The organism is Rhizobium sp. 0TCS1.26 (genome assembly GCF_050455525.1).
Lineage (GTDB): Bacteria > Pseudomonadota > Alphaproteobacteria > Rhizobiales > Rhizobiaceae > Neorhizobium.
In genome coordinates, this window is sequence record NZ_JBCIYV010000001.1 from 1,023,369 (window position 1) to 1,039,362 (window position 15,994).

Consider the following 15,994-nt stretch of genomic DNA (forward strand, 5'->3'; position numbering starts at 1 on the left):
CCATTGTTTTCCGGACGGGAAAGGAAAACTAACCAATGCAGACCGACTTCAACGCCCTTTCGGTGTTCGCCATGGTGGCCGAGGAAAAGAGCTTTCGGCGCGCCGCGGATCGGATGGGCGTTACTCGCTCGGCCGTCAGCCAGACGATCCGCAAGCTGGAGGCGACGCTCGGCATCGCGCTTGTGAGTCGCACCACGCGCAGCCTTGCACTGACGGAGGCGGGCGAACGGCTCTATGCGGACGTGGCGCCAGCTCTGTCAGGCATGCAGGCCGCGATCGAGTCCACGGGCAACCTGCAGGGCCGCCCGCGCGGCGTGCTGCGCCTTGCGGTGTCATCGATCGCCGAGAGCTTTCTGTCGGGCGCGCTGCTGGCAGCGTTCGCCGAATCCAACCCCGAGGTAAAGCTGCACATCACCGTCACCGACGAGGAACTGGATATCGTCGCGGAAGGCTATGATGCCGGCGTTCGGCTCGGCGAAGTCATCGCCCAGGACATGATTGCCGTGCCTGTCTCGGCCAAGCAGCGACAGCTCGTGGTCGCCGCGCCGGCCTATCTCGAGCGGTTCGGCACGCCCGCTCATCCGCGCGAGCTGTCCGGCCACCGCTGCATCGGCTGGCGGATCTCGCCGCACGTGCCGCCCTACCGGTGGGAGTTCGCCGAGGACGGCAAGGAGTTTTCGGTCGTCGTCGCGGATACCATCACGACGACCGACATGAGCCTGATGATACGGCTCGCGGTTGCCGGTGCCGGCATCAGCTTCGGCATGGAAGACAGCTTCCGCGCAGCGATCGATCGCGGCGAACTGGTCACGGTGCTGGAGAAATACTGCCCCTATTTCCCGGGCTTCTACCTCTACTATCCGAGCCGCCGGAACATGGCGCCAAAGCTGCGGGCGCTGATCGATCACCTGCGGCGGCCCGGATGATGGTGATCCGCCTTACTGCGCCGGCTGGCCGTTCGACGCGGAGATGCCGCCATCGACCGGCAGGTTGACGCCGGTGACGAAGCGGGCGTCGTCGCTGGCGAGGAAGGCGATGACCGGCGCGATATCTTCGGCCTCTGCCGGACCCTGAAGCGCGAACCGCTCGTTGAACTTGGCCAGCAGCGCCTGGTCGCTCATCATCTCCTCGGTCATGTCGGTGCGCGTCAGGCTCGGGCAGACGGAGTTGACCCGGACGCCGTCCTTGCCGTGGTCGAGCGCCATGGCCCGCGTCAGGTTGACGACGGCACCCTTGGCGGCATTGTAGGCTGCCATGCCCCAGTCGCCGCCGGTACCGGAAACGGAGGCCACGTTGACGATCGAACCTTTCGCCGTCTTCAGGTGCGGCAGTGCTGCGCGGCTGGCGAAGAACACGCCGTCGACGTCGGTCGCCATCACCTTGCGCCAGTCTTCCGCGGAGGTGTTTTCGACATCGCCTTCGGCATGCACGCCTGCGTTATTGACCAGCACGTCCAGCCGGCCGAACGTTTCGACTGTCTTTTGCACCATCGCATCCACCTGCGCCTCGTGCGACACGTCGCACTGCTGAACGAGGACGCGTTCGCTGGGCAGGCCGGCGGCAACGCTCTCGAGCTTGTCGGCGTGGCGGCCGACCAGCACCACCTTGGCGCCTTCGGAAGCGAAGCGTTCCGCGGTCGCCTTGCCCATGCCCGACCCGGCTCCGGTGACAATCACCACCTTGTCTTCGAAACGCCTCATCAAACCTCTCCTTCGTGGAAATCCGGTCCCGCCGCCAGCAGGCAGAACCGCATCTCGGGTGGATGGTTCCGCAGCCGGGGCGAAAGCTGCTATGCTTGAACCGACACACAAGAACTGCCGGCAAGACGAATGAACCACCAACCTGCCTACACACCCTATGACGGCTCCTCGACGCCGTTCACGATCGGTCTCGAACAGCTCTCACCGGAGAACTGGATCGAACCGGACGACGACCTCGCCGCCTACCTCGCACAGAAATGCGAGCTTCTGGACGCCCACCGGGACGAGATCTTCCGGGCCGAGCCCGGGACCGAGGCAGCCCAGAGGGAGGTGCTGGATCTCCTGTCGTCCTATCTGGTGGATCATCACCGCAGCCGGTACAGCCGCGACGGAAGCCGGATGCTGATCGCCGGTGCCCATCCGGTCGACCTCGACGACACGTCGCTGCCACCGCTGGTGAGGGCCGGCCTCCTCGTGCAGGACGATCTGGTGATCATGCGTCGCAGCGATCGCGGCTGGCGGATCGCCGCCGCCTTCGTCGCCTTCCCCTCGTCCTGGTCTCTCGACGAGAAGTTCGGACGGTCGATGGACGAGGTGCATGCCGACGTGCCGGACTTCCAGGCCGGCAGCCGCAACGCAGAGCTGATCAGCCGCATGTTCGATCGCCTGCCGGCCGACCGGCTGGTCCGGCGGATGAACTGGTCGGTCAACTGGAACGACGCGCTGTTCACGCCGAAGCCGAAGAGCGAGCGGAAGGTGCCCGACCTGCCGCCCGCGGATAGTTTCCTGCGCATCGAGCGCCAGAGCCTGCGCAAGCTGCCGCTGTCGGGCGACATCCTCTTCACCATTCGCATCTACGTCGACCCGGTTACCATCCTCGCCCGCCAGCCGGACGCGGCCCGGCTGATGCTGTCGCTGGCCGATCAGCTGGAGGCGCTGACGCCGGAACAGGCGGCCTACAAGGGCCTGCTGGCCAAGCGCGGGCCGATGATCGCGATGCTGAGGCAGGAGGCGGAGCGGCGAAATATTGTGCAGGATCTGCAATGATCCTGTAGTATTCCGCCTCTTTATTATGACCGTTTTTTGTGATCTAGACCGCCGCCAAGGGCGCGGCGGCCAGCAAACCGTGCCGACAACAGGGCCCTACCTCGATGGCCGGGGGACCGAAGGAGCGACAGAAACATGACTGACCAGACCTACCCGGTTCATGCCGAAATCACCGGCCCCATCGTGATGATCGGCTTCGGCTCCATCGGCCGCGGCACGCTGCCGCTGATCGAGCGCCACTTCAAGTTCGACAAGAGCCGGATGGTCGTCATCGATCCGCGCGAGGAGCCCTCCGACATGGAGATCCTCAAGAAGCACGGCGTGCGTCACATCAAGGAATATGTGACGAAGGAGAACTACAAGGAGCTGCTGAAGCCGCTGCTGACGGAAGGCGAAGGCCAGGGCTTCTGCGTCAACCTGTCGGTCGATACCGGCTCGCTCGACCTGATGAAGATGTGCCGCAAGCTCGACGTTCTCTACATCGACACGGTCGTCGAGCCCTGGCTCGGCTTCTACTTCGACAAGAGCATGAAGAATTCCGAGCGCACCAACTACGCGCTGCGCGAAACCGTGCGCCACGAGAAGAAGAAGAACCCCGGCGGCACGACGGCCGTCTCCACCTGCGGCGCCAATCCGGGCATGGTCTCCTGGTTCGTCAAGCAGGCGCTCGTCAACCTCGCCAACGACACCGGCCTGAAGTTCGACGAACCGGACCAGCATGACCGTGAAGGCTGGGCCAAGCTGATGAAGAAGCTCGGCGTCAAGGGTGTCCACATCGCCGAGCGCGACACGCAGCTCACCAAGCACCCGAAGCCGCTCAACGTCTTCTGGAACACCTGGTCCGTCGAAGGCTTCATCTCGGAAGGCCTGCAGCCGGCCGAACTCGGCTGGGGCACCCATGAAAACTGGATGCCGAAGAACGCCAAGAAGCACAAGAAGGGCTGCAAGGCGGCGATCTACCTGGAGCAGCCGGGCGCCAACACCCGCGTGCGCACCTGGTGCCCGACGCCCGGCCCGCAATACGGTTTCCTCGTCACCCACAACGAGTCGATCTCGATCGCCGACTATTTCACCGTCGAGAAGGACGGCGAAGTCGTCTACCGGCCGACATGCCATTACGCCTACCATCCGGCCAACGATGCGGTCCTGTCGCTGCATGAGATGTTCGGCAATGGCGGTCATCAGCAGCCGGTCCTGCACGTTCTCGATGAGGACGAACTCGAGGAAGGCGTCGATGAACTCGGCGTGCTGCTCTACGGCCACGAGAAGAACGCCTACTGGTACGGTTCGCGCCTGTCGCTGGAAGAAACCCGCCGCATCGCGCCCTACCAGAACGCAACCGGCCTGCAGGTAACCTCGGCAGTTCTCGCCGGCATGGTATGGGCGCTGGAAAACCCGAAGGCCGGCATCGTCGAAGCCGACGAAGTCGATTACAAGCGCTGCCTCGAAGTGCAGTCGCCGTATCTCGGCCCGGTCGAGGGTCACTACACCGACTGGACGCCGCTCGACGGCCGCCCGGGCCTGTTCCCGGAAGATCTCGACGAGAAGGATCCGTGGCAGTTCAAGAACATCCTGGTTCGCTGAGCTGCTTTAGCTGAAAAGGCCACTCCCCACCCTCCCCACAAGGGGGAGGGCTTAACCCGGCCGACACCGCGGAGCATCCAGGCGGTCACCGCCCCGGCAGGGCTCGATTTGGGCAGGGCATCACCCCCGGGTGCTCTCCCCCCTTGTGGGGGAGATGGCCGGCAGGCCAGAGAGGGCCTTCTTCAGACACATTGACCGACACATAACCCGGAACCGTCCGCCGGAAACGCGGGCGGTTTTCTCTTTTGGGGATACTGCCGCCTTTTGCCGGGTCTTCCCAAGCCTGCATCTTGCATTACATGGGTGTCGGGCGGCATGGTTCGCTCACCAAGACCGGACAGCCGAATCGCTGGAGACGAAGTATGAAGATCAAAGTGGGCCTCGCCCTTGTGGCTGCGGCAATGCTGTCGGCCTGTGTGTCATCCCCGCAGCCGAGGCCCGTCGCCCAGACCGCGCCGCAGCGGCAGGGCGTCGAAGGCACCTGGGTCGATCCGAACGGCATCGTCTCGACGTTCCAGGGCGGCACGTTCAGCACCCGCGCGACCGACAACAACGCGCTGCTGGCGAGCGGCACCTACACGCAGCCGCAGCCGAGCATTGTCGAGATCAACATGACCTCGCTCGTCCGCCAGACGCAGTCGCGCGTCAACTGCGCGCTCGTCTCGCAGTCGCAGCTCAACTGCACAGCTGACAGCGGCTCGCAATTCTCGCTTTCGCGACGCAGCTGATCGCTGCACTCCCGCGCATCGTTGCAAGGCCCTGCTCACGCGGGGCCTTTCTCGTTTCGCCGCCTGCAACGGACGAAAATGCTGTCACATTTCAGCTTGAACACGACTTGTGTTGATGAAAGCATGGCATGCAGCAAGACTGTCACATTGAATAATTAAATTGAGGCGGAACGGGCCTTTGACAGCGGCCTGCAAAAGGAGAGTAACGATGAGGAAGAAGACGCTTGGACTGGGTATGCTGACCGCTTCGGCGATCGCATTATCCGCAACCGGAGCGCTCGCCGATTTCGAGCTGAACATCCTTCACATTAACGATTTCCACTCGCGCATCGAGTCGGTCAACAAGTCCGACAGCACCTGCTCGGCCGAAGAAGAAGGCAAGAACGAATGCTTCGGCGGAGCGGCTCGCCTGCTGACGGCGATCAACCAGACGCGCGACGCCCTGAAGGCCGACAACAAGAACGTCCTGCTGCTCAACGCCGGTGACAATTTCCAGGGCTCGCTGTTCTACACGACCTACAAGGGCGCCACCGAAGCCGAGATGCTGAACGCCATGAAGTTCGACGCGATGACCGTCGGCAATCATGAATTCGACGATTCGGACGACGTGCTGGCCACCTTCCTCGACAAGATCCAGTTCCCGGTCGTCACCGCCAACGTGGTGCCCAGTGCAGCCTCGAAGATCGGCGATCGCATCAAGCCCTATATCGTCCTGAACGTCGGCGGCCAGAAGATCGGCATCGTCGGCGCGGTCACCAACGATACGCCGGACATCGCCAATCCCGGTCCCAACGTCACCATCGCAGACGACATCGCCAAGATTACCGATGCCGTGAAGGCGGTGAAAGCCGAGGGCGTAACCAAGATCATCGCGCTCACCCATGTCGGCTATCCGCGCGACCTCTCCTTCATCGCCAAGGTCCCGGATGTCGACGTCGTTGTCGGCGGCCACACCCACACGCTGCTGTCAAACACGGTGAAGGGCGCCGAAGGCCCCTACCCGACCTGGGTGGACAATCCCGGCGGCTACAAGGTTCCGGTGGTCCAGGCCTTCCAGTACTCGCGCTATCTGGGCGACCTGAAGGTCGTGTTCGATGATGCCGGCGTCGTGAAGTCCGCCGATGGCGAGCCGATCCCGGTCGATTCCAAGTTCACCCCGGATGCCGCCACCGTCACCCGCATCAACGAACTGAAGGCGCCGATCGAGGAGCTGAAGAAGAAGGTCGTCGGCAGCGCCGAATCCGCCATCGACGGCGACCGCCGCAGCTGCCGCGCCAAGGAATGCACGATGGGCAATCTGCTCGCCGATGCGCAGCTCGACCGCGTCAAGGACCAGGGCATCACCATCTCGATCCAGAACGGCGGCGGCCTGCGCGCCTCGATCGATGCTGGCGAGATCACCATGGGTGAAGTGCTGACGGTCCTGCCGTTCCAGAACACCGTCGCCACCTTCCAGATCAAGGGTGCCGACCTCGTCACCGCGCTCGAGAACGGCGTCAGCCAGATCGACGACGGAGGCGGACGCTTCCCGCAGGTCGCCGGCATGAAGTTCTCGTTCGATAAGTCAAAGCCGGTCGGCAGCCGCATCAGCGACGTGCAGGTCAAGGAAGGCGATGCCTTCGTTGCCATGGACCCGGCCAAGACCTACGGCGTCGTCACCAACAACTACGTCCGCGGCGGCGGCGACGGCTACAAGATCTTCGCGACTGCTTCGCAGAACGCCTACGACTTCGGTCCGAACCTCGAACAGGCGACCGCCGACTACCTCGCCGCCCACAATCCGTACAAGCCCTACACCGACGGCCGCATCACTGACCTGACGCCGGCCGATTACAAGCCGGCACCGAAGCCTGCTCCTGCCGCCCCGCCGGCCGGCACCACCGCTCAAGCGCCTGCCGCACCTGCTCCGGCGGCTCCGGCTCCAGCAGCACCTGCCCCGGCAACCCCTGCGCCGGCGGCACCTGCACCTGCCGCTCCGGCAGCACCAGCTCCGGCTGCGACCACCGCTGCTGCTCCCGCAGCTCCGGCCGGCCCGAAGACCTACACCGTGGTCAAGGGCGATTCGCTGTGGAAGATCGCCGAAACGACCTACGGCAATGGCGAGGAGTGGACGAAGATCGCCGGCGCCAACACGCTGCGCAACCCGAACATCATCGCCATCGGCGCCGAGCTGCAGCTTCCGGCGAACTGATTGGCAATCGTCGTCCCTTCATGGACGACATGTCACAACCTGCAGAACGGCTCGGGGCTTCCCCGGGCCGTTTTTTGTTTCTACATAGAACCGTCGGCGAGGCTCTCCCGTAGAACGCTTTGCCCCTCTTCGTTTTCCAGGAATGACTTGATGATGAATGCTTCCGCAGTCCACCTGCCGTCCGACCATCCTGACGTCCGCTTCGGCAAGGTCGGCGTGCTGCTCGTCAATCTCGGGACGCCGGATGGCACCGACTACTGGTCGATGCGACGCTACCTCGCCGAGTTCCTGTCCGACAAGCGCGTCATCGAGTGGTCGCGGCTCTACTGGTACCCGATCCTCTACGGCATCGTGCTCAACAAGCGGCCGCAGAAGGTCGGCAAGGCCTACGAGTCGATCTGGAACCGCGATCTCGACGAAAGCTATCTGCGCACCTACACCCGCAACCAGGCGGAAAAGCTGGCGGAGAGCTTCAGGGACAGCCCGCATGTGCATGTCGACTGGGCGATGCGTTACGGTCAGCCGGCCATCCAGGCGAAGATGAACGAGATGCAGAAGGCCGGCTGCGAAAAAATCCTGCTCTTCCCGCTCTATCCGCAATATGCGGCCGCCACCACGGCCACTGTGAACGACGAGGCGTTCAAGGCACTGCTGAAGATGCGCTGGCAGCCGGCGCTGCGGACGGTTCCGCAATATGCCGATGATCCGGTCTATATCGACGCGCTGGCCAACTCGATCGAACAGCACCTGGCCGGGCTCGACTGGGAGCCGGAGGTTGTCCTGACCTCCTATCACGGCATCCCGGTGTCCTACTTCAAGAAGGGCGATCCCTACCACTGCCAGTGCTACAAGACGACACGACTGCTGCGCGACCGCCTCGGCTGGTCGAAGGAAAAGCTGATGGTGACCTTCCAGTCGCGCTTCGGGCCGGAGGAATGGCTGCAGCCCTATACCGACAAGACGGTGGAGAAGCTGGCGCAGGACGGCGTAAAGCGGATCGCCATCCTCAATCCCGGCTTTGTCTCCGACTGTCTCGAAACGCTCGAGGAAATCGCCGAGGAAGCCGGCGAGACATTCCTCCACAATGGCGGGGAAAAGTTTGCCCACATCCCGTGTCTGAACGACAGCGCCGACGGAATGCGCGTGCTTGAAAACGTCGTGCGGCGAGAACTGCAAGGCTGGCTGTGAGGCTTCGCGCCTCACGCTGCTCTGCGTTCCGGCTGGAGAAGATGCCGGCCCGGCGACAGGCCGGCGGATACCGGCCGCGCCATCAGCGCGGGTTGAGGTGCGGCGGCTCGCCCTGCCTGTTGGCCGAAGTGTAGCGGGAGACGCGATTGCGACCGGCCTGCTTCGAGCGGTAGAGCGCCTCGTCGGCGCATCTGAGCATCTGCTGCAGGCTTTCGCCCGGTGCCGCCTCGTAGACGCCGAAGCTCGCGGTGATGCGCCCTTTCATCAGCGGCGGAACGATGGTCCGCTCGAACTGCTTCCGGTAACGGTCGGCAATCGCCAGGCCGTCGCTTTCGCGGGTCCGCGGCAGCATCAGACAGAATTCCTCGCCGCCGATCCGGGCGCCGGCATCGTAGCGGCGCAGATTGTCGCGCACCACCTCGCCGATGGCCATCAGCACGCTGTCACCGACATCGTGTCCGTAATTGTCGTTGATCTCCTTGAAGCGATCGAGGTCGAACAGCACCACGGTCACAGGCACGCCTTCGCGGGCTGCGCGCGCCTGCTCGCTGGCGACACGTTCGGTGAGAGATCGGCGATTGCCGAGACCCGTCAGTGTGTCTGTCGTCGCCTGGTGCCGGAGCTTCTTCGTCAAACCGTCGAGTTCGGACATGGTGCTGCTGACGGAGCGGGCAAGAACGCCCACCTCATCGTTGCGACGAAGCGCGAGACGCACCGGCGTGCCGTCGACATGGTAGCGCTCGATGGCGCCGACCAGCACCTTCAGCGGCCGGATGAACCACCAAAGGCCGGAGAGACAGGCAACTGTGCCGACCAGTGTCGCGACAAGCAGGACAGTGACGATCGATACCGGATGCGACGCAAATCCGCTGGCCAGATAGAGGATTGCGACAACCAGCGGCAGGTGAATGGCAATGAAGCACATGCCGAAAATCCGGGCCATCAGCGAATTGCGAATAGTGCCCAGCAACAGTTTCGGATTCATTCCGAATATCTCCTTCTGAGAAATCTCAGGCCGACGGACGCTAGGCGCAGACCGCAAACGGAAGGTTAACCGGATCGTTCGGTTTCGATCAAAACCGCGTTCGCCAAGGGCCTTTTCCACAAATCGCTTTCGTTAGCAGTCACTTATCAACCGTGAGGCGTATCAGCCACTTATGGCGCGCCTTAACAAGTGCATTGATGCACCGGCCGGCCGGCGAAACCTCTGCAGATGGGGCCGGTGTCGGTAGTAGGCTGTGCCGCAAAGAGACGCACCCTTCGCAGCCAAACGGACTAGACCTCCTCGGCGCGAAAACCCTTGCCGCCATCCGCGGTGGCAGTTTTCCAGAAATCCGCGTCCTCGTACTGCGTCGGATCCTCGACGCCAGCAATATGGAAAGCTTCGCGGCGCTCTACGCAGGTGCCGCAGCGGCCGCAGTGAAGCGCGCCGCCCTTGTAGCAGGACCACGTTTCGGCAAACGGCGTGCCATGCCGTGCACCTTCGGTCACGATGTCGGCCTTCGAACCGGCGACGAACGGCGCCTGCAGCTTAACCTGCGCATAGCCGTCCAGCGCCTGATCCTGCATCGCCTGAAAGCTGTCGATGAAACCCGGCCGGCAATCGGGATAGATGAAGTGATCGCCGCCGTGCACCGCAACGGCCACTGCCTCCGCCTGACTTGCGGCCGCGACCCCGAAGGCGATGCTGAGCATCATCGCATTGCGGTTGGGAACGACGGTCACCTTCATCGTCTCCTCGGCGTAGTGACCGTCCGGTACGTCGATGTCGTCGGTCAGTGCCGAGCCGCTGAGGTGCGCTCCGATCGCGGTGATGTCGATGATCTGATGCGGCACATCGAGGCACTCGGCAGCCCGCGCCGCATAGGCCAGTTCCTTGCTGTGCCGTTGGCCGTAATCAAAGGAAATCAGGCCGACCAGGTCCTGTTCCGCGGCAATCTTGTAGGCAAGCGAAACGGAATCCAGTCCGCCGGAGCAGACGACGAGTGTCTTCATGATGGGTGTCCTTGTTTTGACCGGGTAGGCTGCGACCGGTATGGCAGACCATCCTCATAGACGATCGCCACGCCCATGCAAGCTCTGCCAGCAGAGGCCGCCGCCGGGCTCCAGACCTTGCCAATCCCGCCCCGGTTGCCGATGTTAGGGGCAAGCCGCCCGCGCATCTGACGGGTGGCAAAGGGAGTGTTGCCTAGATGTTTTCCGGTCTCGACATCGTCGTCGTCGCCCTCGTGGTGTTCGTCATCCTGGTCCTGTTCGCCGGCATCAAGACCGTGCCGCAAGGCTATCAGTATACGGTCGAGCGGTTCGGCCGCTACACGCGCACGCTGGAGCCGGGCCTCAACCTGATCGTTCCCTTCATCGAGCGGACGGGCGCGCGGATGAACGTCATGGAGCAGGTGCTCAACATCCCGACGCAGGAAGTCATCACCAAGGACAATGCCAGCGTGTCCGCCGACGCGGTGTCCTTCTACCAGGTCCTCAACGCGGCGCAGGCCGCCTACCAGATCTCCAACCTGGAAAATGCCATCCAGAACCTGACGATGACCAACATCCGCTCGGTGATGGGCTCGATGGATCTCGACGAACTGTTGTCGAACCGCGAGGTGATCAACGAAAGGCTGCTGCGCGTCGTCGACGAGGCCGTCGGCCCCTGGGGCATCAAGGTCACGCGCGTCGAGATCAAAGATATTCAGCCGCCGCGCGATCTGGTCGAATCCATGGGTCGGCAGATGAAGGCGGAGCGCGAGAAGCGCGCTCAGGTGCTGGAGGCGGAAGGCTCGCGCAACGCGCAGATCCTGCGCGCCGAAGGCTCCAAGCAGGCAGCCGTGCTGCAGGCCGAGGGCGAGCGGGAAGCCGCCTACCGGCAGGCCGAGGCGCGCGAGCGACTGGCGGAAGCCGAAGCCAAGGCCACCCGCGTCGTCTCCGAGGCGATCGCCGCCGGTGACGTCAACGCCATCAACTACTTCGTCGCCCAGAAATATACCGAGGCGATGGCAGCAATCGGCACCGCCAACAACTCGAAGATCGTGCTGATGCCGATGGAGGCGTCCGCTCTCATCGGCTCGCTGGGCGGCATCGGCGCGATTGCTCGAGAGGTCTTCGGCGACGGCGGCGATGCGGCCGCCAATACCACGCGCCGGGTGGCGCCGCCCCGCTCGACGCCGGCCGTCAACCCGCTCGACCGCACGCCTCCGGCATCGCGGTCATGATCGCCGATCTGGCCATTCGGCTCGGCCCGTGGGTCTGGTGGATCGTCGGCCTCTGCCTGCTGGCGGCCGAACTCGTGGCGCCTGGCGTCTTTCTCGTCTGGATCGGGCTTGCCGCTTTGGTGGTCGGCGCTGTGTCGCTCATCGCCTGGGAAAGCGCCCTGTGGAGCTGGCAGCTGCAGCTGATCCTGTTCGCGCTACTGTCGGCTGCGATTACGCTTGCCGGCCGCCGGTATTTTGCAAGCTCGGAAACTTCCAGCGACCAGCCGCTGCTCAATCGCCGCGGTGCCTCGCTCGTCGGGCGCACCGCAACGCTTACCGAGCCGATCCGCGAGGGACGCGGCCGCATCCGGCTCGACGATACTTGGTGGTCGGTCTCTGGGCCGGACCTGCCGGCCGGCATGCGGGTGCGGGTGGCGGATTGGACGGGCAGCGAACTGCTGGTCGAGCCGATCGCCTGAGGCGCAGCGACAGCCTTCAGGCGACGCCGATCCGCAGCAGGTCGTGGAAATGCACGAGCCCGAGCGGCCGGCGCGTCTCGTCGATGACGACCAGCGCGCCGATGCTGTGCTTGTTGATCAGCGCCAGCGCCGCAGTCGCCAGCGTCTCCGGCCCGACCGTCTTCGGCGCAGCGGTCATGATGTCGTCGACGCAGAGAGCCCCCAGATTGCGCGTCAGGTGACGGGCGATATCGCCTTCCGTGACGATCCCGGCCAGCGTTCCGTCTTCCTCCAGCACGATGACGCAGCCGAAGTGCTTGTGCGACAGGGTGACGACAGCCTGCGTCATCGGTGTGCCGCGCGAAACGATCGGCAGACGCTCGCCGGTGTGCATGATGTCGCGCACATGGGCAAGGCTCGCACCCAGCTTGCCGCCGGGATGGAAGGTGTGGAAATCGGTGGCGGTAAAGCCTCTCGCCTCCAACAGCGCGATCGCCAGCGCGTCGCCGATGGCAAGCTGCATCAGTGTTGACGTGGTGGGCGCCAGGCCGTGCGGGCAGGCCTCCTGCTCGTTGGGCAGCAACAGCACAAGATCCGAGGCGCGCGCCAGCGAGGATTGCGCCGAACACGTCAGCGAAATGAGCGGGATGGAGAAGCGCCGCGTATAGGCAAGGATGCTGCGCAGTTCGGCACTTTCGCCGCCTTTGGACAGGGCGATCACCAGGTCGTTGCCGGCAATCATGCCGAGATCGCCGTGATTGGCTTCCGCCGCATGCACGAACGACGCCGGCGTGCCCGTCGAGGCAAAGGTCGCTGCAAGCTTTGCGCCGATATGGCCGCTCTTGCCGACGCCCGTGACGATCACCCTTCCGCCGATCTTCGAGATCATCTCGACCGCCTGCCGCATGGGCTCGGCGAGCTCGCCGTTCAGCGCCGCTTCCAGCGCTTCCAGACCGCGCTTCTCGATGGCGATGGTCTGCAGGGCCGATCGTACGGGATCCATTTGGGGGCTTGTCAGGGCTTGGCTGGTCATGGCGGAGCATTATCGCGGGCCGATGAAAAAGTCCATGCGAGGCGCAGACGGAGCAAGACTGCTCTTCAACCAAACGTTAACCAGACCGGTTTACGTTTGGGTAAGCATTTCCACGGCCAGGCAGGCACAATGACGACCACGACAGTCCCCGGCGGCTTCACCGCCCGGCCGAAAGCGCCGGTGGTCATCCTGCTTGCCTGCAGCGTGCTTCTGCCGGCGACGAGCCCGTGGGCGCAGACCCCCCCTGCCCCGAATGCCGCAAGCCCCTTCGACACATCCAGACCCGCCGGCGCATCGCGCAGCACGACCGCCGCTGCCCAGCCGCCCTATTCGGCATCCGGCATCGGCACAGACACCTTGGGCGCGACAGACGACGCAGACAGTCGGTCCGCGACTGGCTCGTCGTCCACCAACACCACTACATCATCGTCGATCGGCAGCACGGCCCTGCGCGGAGGCGGCATGCTGCAGGGTGCTCCGCTCGACGGTGCCGACAGCCTTGACGCCGACGACATCAACCAGCTGATCGAGGCACCGCAAAATCCGGCCGAAACGGCGATCGAAGCCGGCGATACGCCGCTGTCGCGCGACGATGGCATGGGCGTCCGGCTCGGCTCGTTCACGCTGCGCCCGACCGTCAACGAGAGCATCAACACGGAGCGGACGAAAACCGCCGGCACCGACATCCGGCGCAGTTATCTGGCGACGACCGGCAACCTCTCCCTCACCTCCGACTGGGCGCGGCACGCGCTCACCGTCACCGGCGAGGGCACCTATGAGCGCAACATCAGCGGCAGTGGCGCGACGAAGCCCGAAGGTCGGATCGATGGCGACCTGCGGCTCGATTTCGCCGACGACACCATCGGCCACGTAACCGGCGGCTATGCCTTCGAGCGTGAGGACACCAATGATCCGAACGCGGTATCGGGCGCTGCCACGCAGGCCGGCGTCAACCGCTATACCGGCGGCGCCTCTCTGGAGCGAGACCTCGGCATTCTGCGCGGCACTGCGGCAATTGCCGCCACGCGCACCGTCTATGGTAACGCAAGGCTGACCGACGGCACGACCTTCTCGCTTGCCGAACGCGACCGCACCGCCGTCGAAGGCCGATTGCGGCTGGGCTACGAGATCTCTCCGGCACTCATCCCGTTCATCGAGGCGACGCTCGGCAAGGCGCGCTACGACAACGAGCTCGACGCGTCGGGCTACGCCCGCTCGTCCGACAGCTATGGCGGCCGCGGTGGCGTGCAGTTCGATTTCGGCGAGAAACTGCGCGGCGAACTCGGCGTCGGCTACGCGGTTGTTGATTACGAGGACACGCGGCTGAGATCGCTTGAGGCCCTGACCGCCGATGGTTCGGTCATCTGGTCGCCGCACCGTGGCACCGATGTCGATCTTGGCCTGCGCACAACCGTTCAGGATTCCACCACGCCCGGCGAAAGCGGCTGGATCGACTACCAGCTGAGCTCCGGCCTTTCGCATCTGCTGCGCGACGACCTGACCGGGCGCCTGACCGCCTCGACGACGCTGCGGGACTTCCGCAACACCCGCGACGAGCTGAACTGGCAGCTTGGTGCCGGCCTGATCTGGAACATCAACCGCTATTTCGACATCACCGCCAATGTCGGCTACGAGCACACCGACAGCGCGGCGGGCGCCGACAGCAATCTGGTGCGCGCCGGCCTCGGCATCAGCCTGCGCCGCTGACGGCGCTCTTTCCTCATCGAATTTGCCCATGAAAAAAGCCCTGCGGCATGCCGCAGGGCTTCACGTCGTTATCTGCTGCTGAAGCGGCTCAGAGCCTGCCGGTGATCGTCTTCAGCGGACCCTCGATCAGCGGACGGATGTCGTCGCGCTTCAGGGCGAAAGCGAGGTTGGCGAGAATGAAGCCATCCTTGGCGCCACAGTCGTACGTCTCGCCCTTGAAGTGGTAGGCCGAGAAGTCCTGGGAATTGGCAAGCGCCAGCATGCCGTCGGTGAGCTGGATCTCGTTGCCGGCACCGCGTTCCTGCGTCTCGAGGATCTTGAAGATCTCCGGCTGAAGGATGTAGCGGCCGTTGATGAAGAAGTTCGACGGCGCCGTGCCCTTGGCCGGCTTCTCGACCATCTTGGTGATCTTGAAGCCTTCGTCGCCGACCTTGTCGCCGACGCCGACGATGCCGTACTTGTGGGCCTGGTCGGGATCGCATTCCTCGACGGCGAGCACGTTGCCGCCGGTCTTGTCGTAGACCTCGACCATGCCCTTGAGGCAGCTCTTCTCCGACGACATGATCATGTCGGGAAGCAGAACGGCGAACGGCTCGTCGCCGACGATGTCGCGGGCGCACCAGACGGCATGGCCGAGGCCGAGCGGAACCTGCTGGCGGGTGAAGCTCGCCGTGCCGGCGGTCGGCAGGAGATCGGCGAGAAGCGTAAGCTCGGCGTTCTTGTTGCGCTCGCGCAGCATCTGCTCAAGCTCGAACTGGATGTCGAAGTAGTCTTCGATGACCCCTTTGCCGCGGCCGGTGACGAAGACGAAATGCTCGATTCCGGCTTCCGCAGCTTCATCGACGACGTACTGGATGACGGGCTTGTCCACGACCGTCAGCATTTCCTTCGGGACGGCTTTGGTCGCCGGCAAAAAACGCGTTCCCAGACCTGCGACGGGGAATACGGCTTTACGGATCTTCTGTTGTCCCACTCATGCCTCCTAAAGCACTTAGAATTCATGTGGCGTCATGCGCCACCACTGGCAAATCTTATGGCGTCAAGCGCCACGGCTGGCTGTCCTTCGGCGTCGAACGCCATGGCTGGTAGCTGTCAATCTGTACCTTTTCACGACGAATGACAAAAGCGTGTCCACATGGTAAAGAATTTGTTGACACCTATCATCCTACC

14 protein-coding genes are annotated in these 15,994 nt (G+C 63.9%); 9 read left to right on the plus strand and 5 right to left on the minus strand.

Annotation, left to right across the window (positions count from 1 at the left end; translation table 11 throughout):
- Positions 1–35: 35 nt before the first annotated feature.
- Entirely contained in the window at positions 36–926 is an 891-nt protein-coding gene (locus tag AAIH46_RS05090) for a LysR family transcriptional regulator (protein ID WP_430304529.1), read from the plus strand.
- Between the two features lie 12 nt (positions 927–938).
- Here the strand turns inward: AAIH46_RS05090 and AAIH46_RS05095 are convergent, their stop codons facing one another.
- Positions 939–1,700, minus strand: a complete 762-nt coding sequence (locus tag AAIH46_RS05095) for an SDR family NAD(P)-dependent oxidoreductase (protein ID WP_430304530.1) — start codon at positions 1,698–1,700, stop codon at positions 939–941.
- A 129-nt stretch (positions 1,701–1,829) separates the two neighbouring features.
- Here AAIH46_RS05095 and AAIH46_RS05100 point away from each other — a divergent pair, with 129 nt between their 5' ends.
- The 5 genes from AAIH46_RS05100 (at position 1,830) to hemH (ending at position 8,438) form a co-directional block, all read left to right on the plus strand.
- The gene (locus AAIH46_RS05100) at positions 1,830–2,747 is read left to right on the plus strand and encodes a heme-dependent oxidative N-demethylase family protein (RefSeq protein ID WP_430304531.1); all 918 of its coding nucleotides are present in this window, start codon (positions 1,830–1,832) and stop codon (positions 2,745–2,747) included.
- Between the two features lie 135 nt (positions 2,748–2,882).
- Positions 2,883–4,331 (plus strand): homospermidine synthase, encoded by a 1,449-nt coding sequence (locus AAIH46_RS05105; RefSeq protein WP_430304532.1) that lies wholly within the window; start codon positions 2,883–2,885, stop codon positions 4,329–4,331.
- 362 nt (positions 4,332–4,693) lie between these two features.
- Complete coding sequence (omp10, locus tag AAIH46_RS05110; RefSeq protein ID WP_430304533.1) at positions 4,694–5,059, plus strand: outer membrane lipoprotein Omp10; 366 nt, start codon at positions 4,694–4,696, stop codon at positions 5,057–5,059.
- Between the two features lie 208 nt (positions 5,060–5,267).
- Entirely contained in the window at positions 5,268–7,250 is a 1,983-nt protein-coding gene (locus AAIH46_RS05115) for a 5'-nucleotidase C-terminal domain-containing protein (protein ID WP_430304534.1), read from the plus strand.
- A gap of 153 nt (positions 7,251–7,403) precedes the next feature.
- On the plus strand, positions 7,404–8,438 hold the full coding sequence (gene hemH / locus AAIH46_RS05120) for a ferrochelatase (protein ID WP_430305006.1): 1,035 nt from the start codon (positions 7,404–7,406) through the stop codon (positions 8,436–8,438).
- An 82-nt stretch (positions 8,439–8,520) separates the two neighbouring features.
- Here the strand turns inward: hemH and AAIH46_RS05125 are convergent, their stop codons facing one another.
- Both AAIH46_RS05125 and queC read right to left on the minus strand, forming a co-directional pair.
- A complete protein-coding gene (locus AAIH46_RS05125; RefSeq protein ID WP_430304535.1) occupies positions 8,521–9,423 on the minus strand; it encodes a GGDEF domain-containing protein in 903 nt (300 codons plus the stop codon).
- 290 nt (positions 9,424–9,713) lie between these two features.
- Positions 9,714–10,433 carry a 7-cyano-7-deazaguanine synthase QueC gene (gene queC, locus AAIH46_RS05130; protein ID WP_430304536.1) on the minus strand — a complete coding sequence of 240 codons (720 nt, stop codon included), beginning with the start codon at positions 10,431–10,433 and terminating at the stop codon, positions 9,714–9,716.
- A 197-nt stretch (positions 10,434–10,630) separates the two neighbouring features.
- On the opposite strand from queC, the gene AAIH46_RS05135 reads away from it, so the two are divergent.
- Positions 10,631–11,647 carry an SPFH domain-containing protein gene (locus AAIH46_RS05135; protein WP_430304537.1) on the plus strand — a complete coding sequence of 339 codons (1,017 nt, stop codon included), beginning with the start codon at positions 10,631–10,633 and terminating at the stop codon, positions 11,645–11,647.
- The gene (locus AAIH46_RS05140) at positions 11,644–12,105 is read left to right on the plus strand and encodes an NfeD family protein (protein WP_430304538.1); all 462 of its coding nucleotides are present in this window, start codon (positions 11,644–11,646) and stop codon (positions 12,103–12,105) included. Before AAIH46_RS05135 ends, AAIH46_RS05140 begins: the two co-directional genes overlap by 4 nt.
- A gap of 16 nt (positions 12,106–12,121) precedes the next feature.
- On the opposite strand, the gene AAIH46_RS05145 is transcribed toward AAIH46_RS05140, so the two are convergent.
- A complete protein-coding gene (locus tag AAIH46_RS05145) occupies positions 12,122–13,117 on the minus strand; it encodes a KpsF/GutQ family sugar-phosphate isomerase (RefSeq protein WP_430304539.1) in 996 nt (331 codons plus the stop codon).
- Between the two features lie 129 nt (positions 13,118–13,246).
- On the opposite strand from AAIH46_RS05145, the gene AAIH46_RS05150 reads away from it, so the two are divergent.
- The gene (locus tag AAIH46_RS05150) at positions 13,247–14,824 is read left to right on the plus strand and encodes an outer membrane beta-barrel protein (RefSeq protein ID WP_430304540.1); all 1,578 of its coding nucleotides are present in this window, start codon (positions 13,247–13,249) and stop codon (positions 14,822–14,824) included.
- A gap of 88 nt (positions 14,825–14,912) precedes the next feature.
- Here the strand turns inward: AAIH46_RS05150 and galU are convergent, their stop codons facing one another.
- A complete protein-coding gene (gene galU, locus AAIH46_RS05155; protein WP_430304541.1) occupies positions 14,913–15,797 on the minus strand; it encodes a UTP--glucose-1-phosphate uridylyltransferase GalU in 885 nt (294 codons plus the stop codon).
- Between the last annotated feature and the right edge of the window lie 197 nt (positions 15,798–15,994).

Excerpts from the sequence above, each read along its gene's own strand:
- AAIH46_RS05090 (WP_430304529.1), top strand. The coding sequence starts at position 36 with ATGCAGACCGACTTCAACGCCCTTTCGGTGTTCGCCATGGTGGCCGAG.
- AAIH46_RS05095 (WP_430304530.1), bottom strand. The coding sequence starts at position 1,700 with ATGAGGCGTTTCGAAGACAAGGTGGTGATTGTCACCGGAGCCGGGTCG.
- AAIH46_RS05100 (WP_430304531.1), top strand. The coding sequence starts at position 1,830 with ATGAACCACCAACCTGCCTACACACCCTATGACGGCTCCTCGACGCCG.
- AAIH46_RS05105 (WP_430304532.1), top strand. The coding sequence starts at position 2,883 with ATGACTGACCAGACCTACCCGGTTCATGCCGAAATCACCGGCCCCATC.
- omp10 (WP_430304533.1), top strand. The coding sequence starts at position 4,694 with ATGAAGATCAAAGTGGGCCTCGCCCTTGTGGCTGCGGCAATGCTGTCG.
- AAIH46_RS05115 (WP_430304534.1), top strand. The coding sequence starts at position 5,268 with ATGAGGAAGAAGACGCTTGGACTGGGTATGCTGACCGCTTCGGCGATC.
- hemH (WP_430305006.1), top strand. The coding sequence starts at position 7,404 with ATGAATGCTTCCGCAGTCCACCTGCCGTCCGACCATCCTGACGTCCGC.
- AAIH46_RS05125 (WP_430304535.1), bottom strand. The coding sequence starts at position 9,423 with ATGAATCCGAAACTGTTGCTGGGCACTATTCGCAATTCGCTGATGGCC.
- queC (WP_430304536.1), bottom strand. The coding sequence starts at position 10,433 with ATGAAGACACTCGTCGTCTGCTCCGGCGGACTGGATTCCGTTTCGCTT.
- AAIH46_RS05135 (WP_430304537.1), top strand. The coding sequence starts at position 10,631 with ATGTTTTCCGGTCTCGACATCGTCGTCGTCGCCCTCGTGGTGTTCGTC.
- AAIH46_RS05140 (WP_430304538.1), top strand. The coding sequence starts at position 11,644 with ATGATCGCCGATCTGGCCATTCGGCTCGGCCCGTGGGTCTGGTGGATC.
- AAIH46_RS05145 (WP_430304539.1), bottom strand. The coding sequence starts at position 13,117 with ATGACCAGCCAAGCCCTGACAAGCCCCCAAATGGATCCCGTACGATCG.
- AAIH46_RS05150 (WP_430304540.1), top strand. The coding sequence starts at position 13,247 with ATGACGACCACGACAGTCCCCGGCGGCTTCACCGCCCGGCCGAAAGCG.